Below are 14,295 nucleotides of genomic sequence, written 5' to 3' on the forward strand. Positions count from 1 at the left end.
ACGCCAGATTTTACAGTGTGTGTCTTACGGTTCGGCGCTGCCGCTCGCCGTGCTATTCCCCCCACCGTATTCAGCTAAGCTGCATGGGCTGGTCACCTCCAGGGAGCGCCGATGGATCACCTGTGGTTTGCCTACCCGTTAATCAGCGCGTCCGTGCTGTTGATCATCGATCTGGTGCTGTGGCAGTGGCTGCACCCGCGTTTTCTACGCCGCAAACTCGCCTGCCGACTGGCCCTGTTCGTGTTGTTCAGCATGGCGCTGCTCGACGGCGGGTTGAGCCCGCTGTATCCGGTGCCTGCCGACTGGCCGGTGTCGCGCCATGTGCTGGGGACGATTCTGACCATCGCGTGGTGGCTGTTCGGCGCACGCACGCTCACGGTCCTCGCGGTCGTGGTGATGGAGCCGCGCATTGGCGGCAAGGGTCACCTGCTGCAAGACGTGATGGGCGCGATCATCTTTCTGGTCGCGGTTGTGGCCGCCGCCGCGTACGTGCTGGACCTGCCGGTCAAAGGCCTGTTGGCGACGTCGGGCGCCGTGGCGATCATCCTCGGTCTCGCGGTGCAGAGCACGCTGGGCGACGTGTTTTCCGGCATCGTCCTCAACGCCACCAAGCCTTATAGAGTCGATGACTGGATTCGCGTCGACGACATCGAAGGCAAAGTCATCGAAATCGACTGGCGCTCCACGCATCTGCTGACCTCCGAAGGCAGCATGGCGGTGATTCCCAACTCCATGGCGGCCAAGACCCGCATCGTCAACTTCAGTCGCCCTGACCATTTTCATTCCGTCACCTTGAGCATCGAGCTGCCGACGCGCCTGCGGCCGAGTCTGGTGCTGGACTCGCTCGACAAGGCCATCCTCGGGTGCCGCGAATTATTGGTCACGCCCAAGTCTTCCGCCGTGGTGGTGAAGACCGGGTTACGCAGCGTTGAATACGAAGTCACCGGCTACGTGAAATCACGCGACCGACGCTCGGCGGTGCGCAATCAGCTGTATGACCTCATTCACCGGCAACTCGCGGCCACGGAAACCCGGCTCGACCAGTCTCGGCCTGCCACCCGGCCGTCTGCCGTGCTCAACACGGTCGGGGCGCTGCGCATGCTCAGCGACGAAGACCGCGCCCAGCTTGAACTGCACATGCATTTGGGTGCCTACGGGGCCAAGGACGTGGTGCTCGCGGACGGCATCGTGCCGGACGCGCTGTACATTATTGAGTCCGGGGTGATGTCGGTGTCGATCCAGCGCCCCGATGGCTGGCTCGAAATCGGGCGTATGGGGCCTGGCGAACTGTTCGGGGAGACCGGGTTCGTCGATGGCACGCCGACCGCAGGCCGTTTCTGTGCCTATACCGACTGCATGATTTACCGCATCGACAAGGCCGATCTGGAGCCGTGGCTGCAAGAGCACAGCGAACTCATCGGCGCATTGGCGGGGCTGGCGAAGTTCCGCACCAAAGCCCGCGCTTCGATGCTTGACGTCAAGCCGGTGATCACCGACCCGAGCGGCTTCATGGGCTGGCTGCGCAAGAACGTGACGCGCTTCCAGGTCGGTCGTGGGCCGGGTGCTGGACCGGGGCCGACTGACAAAATGAGCTGATGTTTCGCACACGCACGGGGCGAGATTCTCGCTCTGTTTCAGGGATATCACACGAGGCGCGGCGAAACCCGCCTCTGGATTCAATACAGGGAGTGCTCTAAATTGCTCGCTCATTCGAAAGTCAGCCGAGTCGTTGAAATGCCTGCAGTCCGCCCGACCCTCAACCCCCAAATCCTGCGTGCCGGTGATGCCGTCGCGCTGGTGTCGCCCGCTGGCCCGGTGGCCGAAGCGAGAGTGGAAGCGGCGGTCCGCGAATTGGCGTCGTGGGGGTTGCGCCCCCGGGTTTACCCCCATGCGCTGGAGGCCGAGCATTTTCTCGCGGGCAGTGATGCCCATCGCGTCGCGGACCTGAACGACGCGCTGGCCGACCCGGAGATCCGGGCGGTGTTGTGCACACGGGGCGGCTACGGCGTTCAGCGAATTCTCGCCCACGTGGACTACGACGCCGTGCGCCGCGATCCGAAGCTGGTGGTCGGTTTTTCCGACATCACGGCGTTGCACGCGGCGTTGTGGACTCACACGGGGCTGGCGACCATTCATGGTCCGGTCGCGGCACAACTTGAGCGGGGAGGGTTGTTTGCCAGCACCTTGCGACATGCGCTCATGAGCCATGAACCGTTGGTGGTCGAGGCCGAGCAGGACGAGCCGACCTTTAGCGTGCGGACGTCGGGCATCGCCCACGGCACTTTGTTGGGTGGCAACCTGACCATCTTGAGCACCTGCATTGGAACGCCTTTTTTTCCAGACGTCGACGGCGCGATTCTGCTGATCGAAGACGTGGGCGAGTTGGCGTACCGCGTCGACCGTTCTCTCACCCACCTGGGCAACGCTGGAGTGCTCCAGCGCCTGGCCGGCATCGCGATAGGCCAATTCAGCGAGCCGGGGCACGGCAATAACGCGATCCGTCCTCCCGATGTCTTGCGCGAGCGCCTCGGCGGTTTGGGCATTCCCGTGCTGGGCGGGTTGTCCATCGGTCACGGCGACCGGAACCGGGCGGTGGCGTTGGGCTGTGCCGCCACGCTGGATGCCGATGCGGGCACATTGACGGTGGCGGCTGCCGTCCGCTGAATAAGAGCGTTACCGGCGCACGGGTGTCACCGGTTGCCCGATTTCGGTCCGTCCAGCGCGTTACCTTTCGTCGCATTCACCCTTCATTTGAAGGGTGAACCTCACGTCTCTCCCTGATGAAGATTCAACTCGCGCCGATAACTATTCTGGAAGCGACCTTGGCGTAGCTATTTGCCATTATTCCGACGTCAAATTCACGTTTTGCTGCTGACCTGTTGCGAATCTGCACGAAAATTGTATGGCCGTGCTGAACATGGACTCGCTGTGTGCCTCTTTTGAGCTGTAACTGGGGATAGAACATCATGATTTCGGCCGTGCAATCGCGTTTCGCCAACCTCGGAATGGCGAAGAAACTGGGTATCGGGTTTGTCCTCGTCTTGCTGCTGACTGCCCTCGTTGCCGCGATCGGCGTCTGGTCGCTGCGCTCCATCAGCGTGCACTTCGACAGCCTCAAGGAAATGACTGCGCTCAACTCGGGTCTTAGCCGTGTTCGCTTGCTGGAGCAGGATTACGCCCTGCACAGCGACCCCAAGGTGGTCGAGGAACTTCATGCGGGGCTCGATGCCCTGAACGCTCAAGCCGAGCAGCTCAAGGCGTTATCGGCGGTCAATCAACAGGTGATGGGCCAGGTCCAGCAAGCGCTGGCTGCCTACCGCAAGTCGTTCGACGAGTTTGTCAGTATCAGCCAGAGCAAGGACCTGGCGCTGGAAATGGCCAGTTGGTCGGTCTCCAGCGTGGCCAACAACCTCGACGTGCTGCAGGCGGGTCTTGCGGACGATGGCGCGTACAGCCTCAAGGACTCGCAAGGCCAGCAAGGGGCGGACGTCATCGAGCAATCGGGGCAGGTCAGCCAGATTTCCAAACTGATGATGCAGGCCATGGATGAGGCGCGCGTTCGCCTGGACAAGAGCCGCAAGACCGGCTCGGGTGAGGAAGCCAAGACCGGCAAGATCGAACAGGCGGTGCAGGCCCAGGAGCTGGCGGAACAGCTCAAAGGCGTCATCAAGGACTCCGGCTACCTCACGGTGTTGACCGAGGTCAGCGGCCATATCACCAACTTCAGCGACAAGCTGAACGAATACACCGGTCTGCTGGCCGACGAGGCCCGGGTCTCGCAGCAACTGGCGACCAACGCGAAAACCGTGGTGCAACAGGTCAATCAGGCGTACGACGCCGAAGACCAGTCGATGATGGGCGAGCTGAAGGCCAACTCGCTGAAGATAATCGGTTCGTCGATCCTGGCGTTATTCGTGGGGCTGATCGCCTCGTTCGTCATCACCCGCATTATCGTCGCACCATTGCGCAGCGTGATCGCGATTGCCCAGCGCATCGCGGCGGGTGACCTGAGTGGCAATGTCCAGGTGACACGCAAAGATGAAATCGGTCAGTTGATGCAGGCCATGCAGCAAATGGGCGCGGGCCTGAGTGGCATCGTCAGTGGGTTGCAGGCGGGGATCGAGCAGTTGGCGACCTCGGCGCACTCGCTTTCGGCGGTGACCGAGCAAACCAATCTGGAAGTCAGCACCCAGAAAGAAGAGACCGAGCAGGTCGCCACGGCCATGAACCAGATGACGGCCACCGTGCACGACGTGGCGCGTAACGCTGAAGAAGCGGCCCAGGCGGCGCAAACGGCGGACGACAAGGTCGACAGCGGTCAGGCGGTGGTGCGGCAGAGCATGCAGCGCATCGAGCAACTCGCGACGTCGGCCGACTCGGCGAGCCACAGCATCGAAAACCTCAGTGCCGAGATTCAGAACATCGGCAAGGTGTTGAGCGTGATCAAAAGCGTCGCTGAGCAGACCAACCTGTTGGCACTCAATGCGGCCATTGAAGCGGCGCGGGCAGGCGAGCAGGGCAGGGGTTTTGCGGTGGTGGCGGACGAAGTCCGGGCCCTCGCCAAACGTACCCAGCAGTCGACAGAAGAAATCGAGCGGCTGGTCACCCGCCTGCAAAGCGGCGCGCAAGCGTCGGTGGCGCAGATTCAGAGCAGTGGTGAACTGGTCAAGTTGGCGGTCAGCGACGCGCTACAGACCGAAAGCGCGCTGGGGAGCATTGCAGTGGCGGTGTCGTTGATTCAGCAAATGAACCAGCAGATCGCCGCAGCGGCCGAACAGCAAAGCTCAGTCGCCGAAGAGATCAACCGCAGCGTCACCAGCATCCGTGCCAGCGCCGATCAGTCAGCCCTGGCGATGCGGGGCAACGCCGCGTCGAGCATCGAACTGGCGTCGCTGGGGATGGAATTGAAAGGCATGGTGGGGCACTTCCGGCTTTGACGGTATCGTGCGAACGGTCGCCGCTGTAGGAGGCATGCCACGCCCCTACAGGGTGCGCCCGCCGTTACTTCCGATAATTCAAAATCACCAACGTCAACACCCCCGCCACGATCCCCCAGAACGCCGATCCGATGGAGAACAGCGTCAGCCCAGACGCGGTAACCATGAAGGTGATCAGCGCCGCTTCGCGCTCCTTGGGTTCGTTCATCGCCACGGTCAGGCCATTGATGATCGAGCCGAACAGGGCCAGTGCCGCAATCGACAGCACCAACTCCTTCGGAAAGGCCGCGAACAGGGCTGCCAACGTCGCCCCGAAAATCCCGGCAATCGCGTAGAACAGCCCGCACCAGATGGCCGCCGTGTAGCGTTTGTTGCGGTCTTCGTGGGCATGAGGCCCGGTGCAGATGGCCGCGCTGATGGCGGCCATGGTGATGCCGTGGGCACCGAACGGGGCGGTGATCAGTGAGATCAGCCCGGTGGCGCTGATCAACGGCGAGGAGGGAACATGATAATCATCGGCGCGCAACACGGCGATGCCCGGCATGTTCTGCGAGGTCATGGCCACGACGAACAGCGGAATACCAATGCTGATGGTCGCGCCCCACGAGAATGAGGGAGTGGTCCAGACCGGCACCGCGACTTCCAGATTGAAACCGGTGAAATTCAACATGCCGAGCATGGCCGATAACGCCACGCCCACCAGCAGCGTCACCAGCACCGCATAGCGTGGCGAGAAGCGTTTGACGATCAGGTAGGTGAAAAACATCCCCAGCACCAGGCCGGTGCGGTGCTGCGCGGCGACGAAGATTTCGCTGCCGATCTTGAACAGAATTCCTGCCAGCAGGGCTGCCGCCAGTGAGGTGGGCAGACGCTTGACCAGCTTTTCGAAACTGCCGGTAATGCCGCAGATGAATACGAGTAACGCGCTGGTCATGTAGGCGCCGATGGCTTCGGGATAAGCCACATGCCCCAAGCTGGTGATCAGCAACGCCGCGCCCGGCGTAGACCAAGCCACTGTGATCGGCGAACGGTAGCGCAGCGAAAGGCCGATGCTGCACAGCGCCATGCCCATGAACAACGCCCAGATCCAGGAAGAAATCTGCGCCGAGGTCAACCCGGCGGCTTGCCCCGCCTGAAAGATCAACACCAGCGAACTGGTGACCCCGGTCATCATCGCGATGAAGCCCGCCACGATGGCCGAGGGCGAAGTGTCAGTGAGCGGGCGCAGCGGCGTATGGGTCGCGTCAGTCATGCGGTCGATCCTTGGAGCGGCAATGTGAACAGATCAGCAAGCCTATACGCAGTTGTCACAATTCGTTGCGATACAGCCGCCCGCGCATTAATCGGCACAGTTCGCGGCGGCGTGCTGCCGGTCTCGAATCGCCAGATCGGCAATGAACCGGTAGGAGCGAATTCATTCGCGAGAGGCCGTTGCAGCCGACACATCTCCATCGTCTGGCCTATCGTTCGCGAATGAATTCGCTCCCACAGTTAAGCCTGAGCCGGGGCGCAGTCTCTGCGGCGACCTCCCACAGCTGAGCCTGAGCCGGGGCACACAATCTGCGGCCACCTCCCACAGCTGAGCCTGAGCCGGGGCACACAATCTGCGGCCACCTCGGACACCTGTGGGAGCGAATTCATTCGCGAGACGGTGGTACGGCCGATACATCTCTATCGTCTGGCCTACCTTTCGCGAATGAATTCGTTCCCACAGAAGGCTGTGCAACGCAGATTTGAAGCTGCTCAGCCTCGATTCAGTGTTTTACCCAACGCCTGATTCACCGCCAGCCAGCCGTCCACCGCTTCCCGTCCTGCGTCCTTGAACACCTTCTGCAGCAGTTTCACCTGCTCGCGACGCAGCGACTCTTCAAACTTCGCGCCTTCCTCGGTCAGCGCCAGCAGCCGTTTGCGTTTGTCGTCTTCGGAGGCAACGCTGAGCACCAGCTCCATCTCTACCAACTGTCGCAGCGGTGTGTTCAGCGCCTGTTTGCTCACCCCCAGCACGGTCAGCAGTTCTTTCACGCTCAAACCGGGGTAGCGAGCGATGAAAAAGACGATGCGCTGGTGCACGCGGCTCAGGCCCCGCCGGTCGAGCATTTCATCGGCCTTCGCGGTGAACGCCTGATAGCCATAGAAAAACGCCTCCATGGCAATTTGCTGCGTCGATGAATTTTTAAGGTCAAGCATATTGACGTATCCAGGCTTGGCATCGTAGTTTCGGTCAACCAGTTTGACGTATTTCCATTTATTTCCGCCAGCGGTGATCACATGGCATTTTCTGAACGCGTCACCCGTTTGAAGAGTTCGCTGATTCGCGAAATCCTGGCCGCTGCCCAGCGCCCTGAAATGATGTCGTTCGCCGGTGGCCTGCCTGCCGAGACCATGCTGCCCCACAGCGATTGGTCCGACATGCCCCGCAGCATCGGTCAGTACGGCATGAGCGAAGGTGAACCGCAATTGCGCGAAGTGCTTGCGGCGCAAGCCCGGGCGTTGGGCATTGCCTGCGAGGCGAGCCAGGTGATGATTGTCAGCGGCTCCCAACAGACGCTCGATCTGGCCGCCAAGCTCTACATCGACAAGGGCACCGAAATCCTGCTGGAAGGCCCGACCTATCTTGCGGCGTTGCAGATTTTTCAGCTGTTCGGCGCCGATTGCCTGACCGTGCCGTTGCTCGCCGAAGGCCCGGACCTGGGCGTTTTGCGCCAGCGACTGGAGCAGCACACGCCGTCATTCGCTTACTTGATTCCTACGTTCCAAAACCCGTCCGCCGTGCGCTATAGCGAAACCGCAAGGGATGCCGTGGCCGCCTTGCTGGACGAGTTTGGCGTGACGTTGATCGAAGACGAACCTTATCGCGACCTGACGTTTGACGGCGGCAGCGCCCGGCCCATCGTCAGTCGCTTGAAGCAGGCCAGCTGGATCTACACCGGCACCGTGTCGAAAACCCTGATGCCGGGTCTGCGAGTGGGCTATCTGATCGCGTCGAAGGATCTGTTCCCGCACTTGCTGAAACTCAAGCAATCGGCTGATCTGCACACCAACCGGGTGGGTCAGTGGCAGGCCTTGCAGTGGATCGGCAGCGAGCCTTACGAGCGGCATCTGGTCGAATTGCGTGATTTTTACCGGACCCGTCGTGATCAATTCGAAGCGGCCTTGCAGCGGCACTTCAGCGATCTCGCTGAATGGAACAGTCCACAAGGAGGGCTGTTCTTCTGGCTGACACTCAAGGATAAACTCGACACCCGCATACTGCTCGATACCGCGCTGGCGCAAAATGTCGCGTTCATGCCCGGAGAACCGTTTTTCACTGACCCGGACGCCAATCCCGGTTACCTGCGCCTGAATTTCAGCCATATCGACCCGGCGCGGCTGGACGAAGGCCTGAAGCGACTGGCCGCTGTCATCAAGCAGGCGCAACAGGCCCTCGCGGCCTGATACCTTACGCACACGTACCACCGCACCCACGAGGGGAGAGCAGCAGATGTACACGGTTTACGGCGATTACAATTCAGGCAACTGCTACAAGATCAAGCTGATGCTCAACCTGCTGGGCGCAGAATATCAATGGGTCCCGGTGGACATCCTCAATGGCGAGACCGAGACCGAAGCGTTTCTGGCGAAGAACCCCAACGGCAAGATTCCTGTGCTGGAACTGGAAGACGGCACGTGCCTGTGGGAGTCCAACGCGATCCTCAATTTCCTCGCCGAAGGCACACCCTATCTGTTGACCGAACCCCGCCTGCGTACGCAGGTGTTGCAGTGGCAATTCTTCGAGCAGTACAGCCACGAGCCGACCATTGCCGTCGCGCGTTTCATCCAGTTTTACCTGGGGCTACCGGAGGCGCGGCTGGAGGAATACCGCTCGATGCACAAGCGCGGTTACAAGGCGTTGAAGGTTATGGAGCAGCAGCTGTTGCGCACGCCGTTCCTGGTGGGTGAGCAGTTTTCCATCGCCGACATCGCGCTGTACGCCTACACCCACGTGGCGCATCAGGGCGGCTTCGACCTCGCTCAGTTCCCGGCGATTCAGGCCTGGCTGGCGCGGGTTCAGCAACAACCGGGCTACGTCGGCATGCTCGACTGACCGCTCCCGAAAGAAAAAACCGGCCTGGGCAACCATGGCCGGTTTTTTTATGTCTGAAGTGTGTGCCCGGTCATCACGCGCCACGGTTTTTGCGCTCAAGCTGCGCACGGTCTGGTTTTGATCGGACGATCATTTGAAGAAAAGGGAGCATTCGATGCGCTACATGATGATAGCGGTGGGCATGTTCATGGCCCTGGGGATTGGCTGCTCGGCACAGGCCGAGGATTGCGATTCGACACAGGCGTCGATGAATCAATGCGCCAGCAAGCAATACAAGGCGCTGGACGACGAACTGAACGCGCAATACAAGGCGCAGATGGCCTACCTGAAGACGCCCGCCAGCAAGAAAGCGCTGCAAGAGACGCAGAAAAAATGGCTCGCGTTTCGTGATGCCGATTGCCTGTACCAGGTGGGCAAGCGTGAAGACGGGGGCAGCATGTGGCCGATGTCGCAGCTGATGTGCCTCTCGGACCAGACCAAGGTGCGGGTCGAACAATTGAAGGCCTTCAATGCATGTCGGCAGGAAGGCTGCCCAAGGTGAGCTGAAGCAGTCCGGCTTGCCCGCTGACGCGAACCGAAGGACGCCAACGTCGGCAAGCCGGATTGCTACAGCGACAGCGGCGCGATCAGGCCGCTGAAAACCGCTGATTCAAGTACTCGATGATCACCTTGGATTCGTACATCCAAACGGTCTTGCCGGCTTCTTCGATCCGCAGGCACGGCACTTTGATCTTGCCGCCTTCATTGAGCAGGGTCTGGCGATCCAGCTCGTTGTTCTTCGCGTCGCGCAACGCCACCGGCACGTTCAGACGGCGCAGGGTGCGGCGGGTCTTCACGCAGAACGGGCAGGCGTTGAACTGATACAACGTCAGGTCTTTCGCCGACGCTTCGACCGCTGCCTGTGCTTCAGGCGAACGTTTTTTCTTGCCGGGACGGGTCAGGAAGTCGACCAGAATGACCAATTGGCCAAGGCCGACCCTCAGTGCTTTCATCAACATGCTTGAAACCTCGCGGCCGCAACGGTCGTTGCGGCGCTTCAGGACGCCCGGATCACTTGATCAGGCTGAGGAACTCGGTACGGGTGGCGGCGTTTTCGCGGAACTCGCCCAGCATCACCGAAGTGATCATCGATGAATTCTGCTTCTCGACGCCGCGCATCATCATGCACATGTGCTTGGCCTCGATGACCACGGCCACGCCCAGCGCACCGGTCACTTGCTGAACGGCTTCGGCGATCTGACGGCTGAGGTTTTCCTGAATCTGCAGGCGGCGGGCGAACATGTCGACGATACGCGCGACCTTCGACAGGCCCAGGACCTTGCCGCTCGGAATGTACGCCACATGGGCCTTGCCGATGAATGGCAACAAATGATGCTCGCACAGCGAATACAGCTCGATGTCCTTCACCAGAACCATCTCACTGTTGTCGGAGCTGAACAGCGCGCCGTTGGTGACTTCTTCCAGGGTTTGCTGGTAGCCACGGCAGAGATACTGCATGGCTTTGGCCGCACGTTTCGGGGTGTCGAGCAGGCCCTCGCGGGAGACGTCCTCACCAAGTTGACCAAGGATCGCCGTGTAGTTCTGTTCCAGTGTCACAGGGGTGTGTTCCGTGTGGGTTCGAAGAAACGCAGGGCAGGTGGCCTGCAAAGGCGCACATAGTAGCGTAGCTCGGCGGGGAGGGGTACGGCGGGCGACCGACAAACCTGCGGCACGTCGCCGCTCGAACGGAGCGTCAGGCACCTTTACCTAACCTTTACCGAGTGCGTATGTCGAAATGTGTCAAATCGGTGTCTGAGTTAATGGGTGAACGATGCCCGGATGAAGAGAGTGAATGTATGTTGAGCCGAATCGCGAAAATCGCACTGATTATCGCCCTGACGTCGTCGGTTTCGGGCTGTTTCTTCGGTCCCGGATGGGGACGCCACGGCGGTGGGTGGCACGACCATCGGTATTTCGACGGTGGCCCCGGACCGGGCTACTACCATCGCTGATCGAGGCTGAACCGATCCCAGGCCGGATGCCGGGATCTCGACAGCCACTACGACAAAGGCCGCGACTGGAGGGATTCCTCGTCGCGGCTTTTTTGTACCTGAAGCGTTGGTGGGGCAGGGGCTGGCTGAGCCAGGCATTGCGCCAGAGGGCGACCTTTTATGTCGCGTGGGTGCATCACCTGTGGGAGCAAAGTGAAGTGCAGCGTCAGGGCGCGAGCTACTCGTCCCGCCCATCCATCATCGTGCGCTTGAGCATCACGTATACCGCGCCCGCGCCGCCATGCTTGGCGATGCAGGACGTAAAACCCAGCACCTGTTGATGCTGACGCAGCCAGGTGTTGACGTGGCTTTTGATCATCGGACGCTTGCCGTCCAGTCGCACGGCCTTGCCATGGGTGATGCGCACGCAGCGGATCTCCAGTTTGGTCGCTTCTGCCAGAAACTCCCACATGGTCTCCCGCGCCAGCTCCACACTCATGCCGTGCAGGTCGAGGCTGCCGTCGAAGCTGATCTGCCCCAGTTTGAGCTTGCGCATCTGGCCTTCCTGAACGCCGTCGCGGGCCCAGTACAGCGTGTCTTCCGGCCCGACGTCGATCACGAACTGATCGGACAGGCCGTCCACGGTAATCGTGGCGTCCGAGCGCACGGTCGCTGCCTGCCGCAGTTTGGCCAGGTTCTTACGGTCAGTTTTGGGTTTGCCTACGTCGGCGTGTTCAGTCTTGATGGGCTTGACGCCACGGGTCTCGTTTCTGAACAGGGAAAAGTCGTCGTCTTGCATGTCGGTCTCCGCGAAGGGCGCCAGTTTAACCAAGTCACGCCGTTGTCGGCGCGACTAAAAAGCTCAAAGGGCGTTGGGAGACGCGGAAGGGGAGGTCAGTCGTGCTTCTTCATCAGGTGCGGAGACATGTTCAACTCGCCAGCACGACGGCGCCGACGACGGCTGCGGCGCCACAGCCAGACGCCGATATACAGCAACAACAGGCCAACCACGATCGTGACCACGGCACCTGCGGGGCTGGCATTGAGTTCGCCCAGTGCAGCCGGGTGACCTATCAGGCTGGCGACGCCGGCCATGGCCAGCAACACGCCCGCCATGGCGAAAATGGCGGAAATGGCAGCGCCAATGCGCATCCGCCAGTTGCCCTGGCCTTTGGGGCGCAGGCGACGGGCATCAAAACCATCGGATATCTTCATTCCGACTTCCTCTATGGGTATCGGCGCTCTGACCTGCTTATGCCCGGGTGGTTCCCGTCGGGTCAGCGCACGAAGCCAAACACGAGTGATTAACGGATAGGCGGTTATGTGAGACGGATCACATAACCTGACGACTGCATTTGTACGCTTTTTCTTCAGGAACTGCCTGAAAATGATGCCCGAGGCGCGGTCAAGGCTCTGCGGATCACGGGTCAGCTCCTGATGAAGCGGCGCAGTCAGATCAGGTCTTTGGTCAGGGCGAGCTTGGCGAAGTTGTCGTTCATGATGGCCATCTCGGCTTGCTGCACGAGTTCGGCCTTGATCACGCCGGTGGGCGTTGGCAGATCGCGGGTGGCGCAGGCGTCTTCAACCAGCGTGCAGCGGAAACCGTAATCCTTGGTCGCGCGCACCGTCGTGCTGACGCTTGAATGGCTCATGAAGCCGCACACCACCAGGTCCAGGCGCCCGAGGTCTTCCAGCAGCTTGTGCAGGGTCTTGCGGTCGTCGGTGGTGACGGTGCCGTTCAGCGCATTGGGCAAGCGTTTTTCGATGACGATCTCGTCGCCCTGGGGTTGCAGCTCGGGAACGAACTGGCCGCGTTCGCCTTGCGGATCGAACATGCCACCCACGGTGCCGAGGTGGCGCACGTGAATGATCGGCGACTTCGCGGCACGCGCGGCGTCGACCAGTTTGACGATGTTGTCGATGGCCGCTTGAACGCCGGTCAGCGCCAGGGGGCCACTGAGGTATTCCTTTTGCGCGTCGATGATGATCAACGTGGCATTACTCAAAGTGGCCGCTGCGTATTCACGGCCACTGAGTTGAAACATGGTCTTTGGACCGTTGGTTGAAACAGACATCTGGGGCTCCTTCGAGTGGGGCTTTTGCCACATTGTCCACTGGCTGAGCGATTCTGTGAATCTCAATGCTCACAGCCGTCGCTTTTTACCGGGCGTCAAGCCGTCGAGCAGGTCGCGGTTGCTGTCATATTGCCTGCAAATTTGACGAAAGGTGGCGGAAAGTTTTTCAAGGCCAGGCGCTGTCGGGCGTGGGCATCGTTTGTTGCGAGGATGGCTGCTAGAATCGCCCGTCGTTTTTTCAAGGAGTCTGCCGTGATCACTTCCCGCCTGCGCACCCTGCGCGATCATATCCGTTGGGCCGTCAGCCGTTTTCATGGGGAAGACCTGTTTTACGGGCATGGCACCGACAACGCCTGGGACGAAGCCCGGCAGTTGGTACTGGGTGCGTTGCACCTGCCCTGGGAGATTTCCGACAGTTACCTGGATTGCAACCTCGAAGACGACGAACTGGTCAATGTGCAGCGTTTGATCAAGCGCCGCATCGACGAACGTGTGCCCACCGCCTACCTGCTGGGCGAGGCATGGTTCTGCGGGATGTCGTTCATCGTCGATGAGCGTGTGTTGATTCCGCGCTCCCCCATCGGCGAATTGATCGAGCACCGATTCGAGCCCTGGCTGGCTCAAGTCCCTGCGCGCATTCTCGACCTGTGCACCGGTTCTGGCTGCATCGGCATTGCCTGTGCCGACGAGTTTCCAGAGGCCGAAGTGGTGCTGGCGGACCTGTCGTTTGAAGCGCTGGAAGTCGCCAACCAGAATATCGAGCGTCACGGGCTGGACGAGCGCGTCTACACCGTTCAGGGCGATGGCTTCGACGGTTTGCCGGGGCAGCGGTTTGACCTGATCGTGTCCAACCCGCCTTATGTCGATGCCGAGGATTTCGCCGACATGCCGGATGAATACCAGCACGAACCCGAGCTGGCGCTGGCCTGCGGTGATGACGGTCTGAACCTGGTCCGGCGGATGCTGGCTCAGGCGGGGGATCATCTGACGGAGAAGGGCTTGCTGATCGTTGAAGTGGGCAACAGCCAGGTTCACGTCGAGGCGTTGTACCCCGAGGTGGACTTCGCCTGGCTGGAATTTCAGCGTGGTGGGCACGGGGTGTTCATGCTGACGGCCGAGCAGTGCCGTCAGCATCAGGCGGTGTTTGCGTCGCGGGTTTAAGCAACCGATTCGCCACTGCCGTCACCTCCGGCGTTTCTCTCAGGTTCAGCCGCGACCATACAACCTGG

At 60.8% G+C, this 14,295-nt stretch carries 14 protein-coding genes and 1 pseudogene; 8 read left to right on the plus strand and 7 right to left on the minus strand.

The window, feature by feature from the left end; translation table 11 throughout:
* The first annotated feature begins 111 nt into the window (after positions 1 to 111).
* The 4 genes and pseudogenes from ACWKWE_RS11885 to ACWKWE_RS11900 all read left to right on the plus strand — a co-directional run bounded on the left by ACWKWE_RS11885 (position 112) and on the right by ACWKWE_RS11900 (position 4,937).
* Positions 112 to 1,596 (plus strand): mechanosensitive ion channel domain-containing protein, encoded by a 1,485-nt coding sequence (locus tag ACWKWE_RS11885; protein ID WP_483850631.1) that lies wholly within the window; start codon positions 112 to 114, stop codon positions 1,594 to 1,596.
* Positions 1,597 to 1,734: 138 nt separating this feature from the next.
* The gene (locus ACWKWE_RS11890) at positions 1,735 to 2,664 is read left to right on the plus strand and encodes a S66 peptidase family protein (protein WP_483850632.1); all 930 of its coding nucleotides are present in this window, start codon (positions 1,735 to 1,737) and stop codon (positions 2,662 to 2,664) included.
* A gap of 1,190 nt (positions 2,665 to 3,854) precedes the next feature.
* A pseudogene (locus ACWKWE_RS11895) lies at positions 3,855 to 4,028 on the plus strand (hypothetical protein); the annotation flags it as partial.
* 204 nt (positions 4,029 to 4,232) lie between these two features.
* On the plus strand, positions 4,233 to 4,937 hold the full coding sequence (locus ACWKWE_RS11900; RefSeq protein ID WP_371928523.1) for a methyl-accepting chemotaxis protein: 705 nt from the start codon (positions 4,233 to 4,235) through the stop codon (positions 4,935 to 4,937).
* Between the two features lie 64 nt (positions 4,938 to 5,001).
* On the opposite strand, the gene ACWKWE_RS11905 is transcribed toward ACWKWE_RS11900, so the two are convergent.
* Positions 5,002 to 6,189: a benzoate/H(+) symporter BenE family transporter gene (locus ACWKWE_RS11905; RefSeq protein ID WP_483850633.1), complete on the minus strand. Its 1,188-nt coding sequence runs from the start codon at positions 6,187 to 6,189 to the stop codon at positions 5,002 to 5,004.
* A gap of 491 nt (positions 6,190 to 6,680) precedes the next feature.
* Positions 6,681 to 7,124: a MarR family transcriptional regulator gene (locus ACWKWE_RS11910; protein WP_166594928.1), complete on the minus strand. Its 444-nt coding sequence runs from the start codon at positions 7,122 to 7,124 to the stop codon at positions 6,681 to 6,683.
* Between the two features lie 81 nt (positions 7,125 to 7,205).
* Here ACWKWE_RS11910 and ACWKWE_RS11915 point away from each other — a divergent pair, with 81 nt between their 5' ends.
* The 3 genes from ACWKWE_RS11915 (at position 7,206) to ACWKWE_RS11925 (ending at position 9,562) form a co-directional block, all read left to right on the plus strand.
* Entirely contained in the window at positions 7,206 to 8,372 is a 1,167-nt protein-coding gene (locus ACWKWE_RS11915; protein WP_483850634.1) for an aminotransferase-like domain-containing protein, read from the plus strand.
* A 46-nt stretch (positions 8,373 to 8,418) separates the two neighbouring features.
* On the plus strand, positions 8,419 to 9,021 hold the full coding sequence (locus ACWKWE_RS11920; protein ID WP_166594930.1) for a glutathione S-transferase family protein: 603 nt from the start codon (positions 8,419 to 8,421) through the stop codon (positions 9,019 to 9,021).
* A 154-nt stretch (positions 9,022 to 9,175) separates the two neighbouring features.
* On the plus strand, positions 9,176 to 9,562 hold the full coding sequence (locus ACWKWE_RS11925; RefSeq protein ID WP_483850635.1) for a lysozyme inhibitor LprI family protein: 387 nt from the start codon (positions 9,176 to 9,178) through the stop codon (positions 9,560 to 9,562).
* A gap of 85 nt (positions 9,563 to 9,647) precedes the next feature.
* On the opposite strand, the gene ACWKWE_RS11930 is transcribed toward ACWKWE_RS11925, so the two are convergent.
* The 5 genes from ACWKWE_RS11930 to ACWKWE_RS11950 all read right to left on the minus strand — a co-directional run bounded on the left by ACWKWE_RS11930 (position 9,648) and on the right by ACWKWE_RS11950 (position 13,066).
* On the minus strand, positions 9,648 to 10,019 hold the full coding sequence (locus tag ACWKWE_RS11930; protein WP_166594932.1) for a glutathione S-transferase N-terminal domain-containing protein: 372 nt from the start codon (positions 10,017 to 10,019) through the stop codon (positions 9,648 to 9,650).
* A gap of 52 nt (positions 10,020 to 10,071) precedes the next feature.
* The gene (gene folE, locus ACWKWE_RS11935) at positions 10,072 to 10,617 is read right to left on the minus strand and encodes a GTP cyclohydrolase I FolE (RefSeq protein ID WP_166594933.1); all 546 of its coding nucleotides are present in this window, start codon (positions 10,615 to 10,617) and stop codon (positions 10,072 to 10,074) included.
* A 612-nt stretch (positions 10,618 to 11,229) separates the two neighbouring features.
* Positions 11,230 to 11,790, minus strand: coding sequence for a Smr/MutS family protein (locus tag ACWKWE_RS11940; RefSeq protein ID WP_166594934.1), 561 nt, complete (start codon positions 11,788 to 11,790; stop codon positions 11,230 to 11,232).
* 95 nt (positions 11,791 to 11,885) lie between these two features.
* Positions 11,886 to 12,206, minus strand: a complete 321-nt coding sequence (locus ACWKWE_RS11945; RefSeq protein ID WP_166594935.1) for a hypothetical protein — start codon at positions 12,204 to 12,206, stop codon at positions 11,886 to 11,888.
* Between the two features lie 236 nt (positions 12,207 to 12,442).
* Positions 12,443 to 13,066 carry a cysteine hydrolase family protein gene (locus ACWKWE_RS11950; RefSeq protein WP_166594936.1) on the minus strand — a complete coding sequence of 208 codons (624 nt, stop codon included), beginning with the start codon at positions 13,064 to 13,066 and terminating at the stop codon, positions 12,443 to 12,445.
* A gap of 252 nt (positions 13,067 to 13,318) precedes the next feature.
* Between ACWKWE_RS11950 and prmB the strand changes: the two genes are divergently transcribed.
* Complete coding sequence (gene prmB, locus ACWKWE_RS11955) at positions 13,319 to 14,227, plus strand: 50S ribosomal protein L3 N(5)-glutamine methyltransferase (RefSeq protein ID WP_166594937.1); 909 nt, start codon at positions 13,319 to 13,321, stop codon at positions 14,225 to 14,227.
* The last annotated feature ends 68 nt before the right edge of the window (positions 14,228 to 14,295 follow it).

It is taken from the genome of Pseudomonas salicis (assembly GCF_057128705.1).

What these genes read in the sequence shown, in the direction of transcription:
- ACWKWE_RS11885 (WP_483850631.1), top strand. Translation starts at nt 112, where the DNA reads ATGGATCACCTGTGGTTTGCCTACCCGTTAATCAGCGCGTCCGTGCTG.
- ACWKWE_RS11890 (WP_483850632.1), top strand. Translation starts at nt 1,735, where the DNA reads ATGCCTGCAGTCCGCCCGACCCTCAACCCCCAAATCCTGCGTGCCGGT.
- ACWKWE_RS11900 (WP_371928523.1), top strand. Translation starts at nt 4,233, where the DNA reads ATGACGGCCACCGTGCACGACGTGGCGCGTAACGCTGAAGAAGCGGCC.
- ACWKWE_RS11905 (WP_483850633.1), bottom strand. Translation starts at nt 6,189, where the DNA reads ATGACTGACGCGACCCATACGCCGCTGCGCCCGCTCACTGACACTTCG.
- ACWKWE_RS11910 (WP_166594928.1), bottom strand. Translation starts at nt 7,124, where the DNA reads ATGCTTGACCTTAAAAATTCATCGACGCAGCAAATTGCCATGGAGGCG.
- ACWKWE_RS11915 (WP_483850634.1), top strand. Translation starts at nt 7,206, where the DNA reads ATGGCATTTTCTGAACGCGTCACCCGTTTGAAGAGTTCGCTGATTCGC.
- ACWKWE_RS11920 (WP_166594930.1), top strand. Translation starts at nt 8,419, where the DNA reads ATGTACACGGTTTACGGCGATTACAATTCAGGCAACTGCTACAAGATC.
- ACWKWE_RS11925 (WP_483850635.1), top strand. Translation starts at nt 9,176, where the DNA reads ATGCGCTACATGATGATAGCGGTGGGCATGTTCATGGCCCTGGGGATT.
- ACWKWE_RS11930 (WP_166594932.1), bottom strand. Translation starts at nt 10,019, where the DNA reads ATGTTGATGAAAGCACTGAGGGTCGGCCTTGGCCAATTGGTCATTCTG.
- ACWKWE_RS11940 (WP_166594934.1), bottom strand. Translation starts at nt 11,790, where the DNA reads ATGCAAGACGACGACTTTTCCCTGTTCAGAAACGAGACCCGTGGCGTC.
- ACWKWE_RS11945 (WP_166594935.1), bottom strand. Translation starts at nt 12,206, where the DNA reads ATGAAGATATCCGATGGTTTTGATGCCCGTCGCCTGCGCCCCAAAGGC.
- ACWKWE_RS11950 (WP_166594936.1), bottom strand. Translation starts at nt 13,066, where the DNA reads ATGTCTGTTTCAACCAACGGTCCAAAGACCATGTTTCAACTCAGTGGC.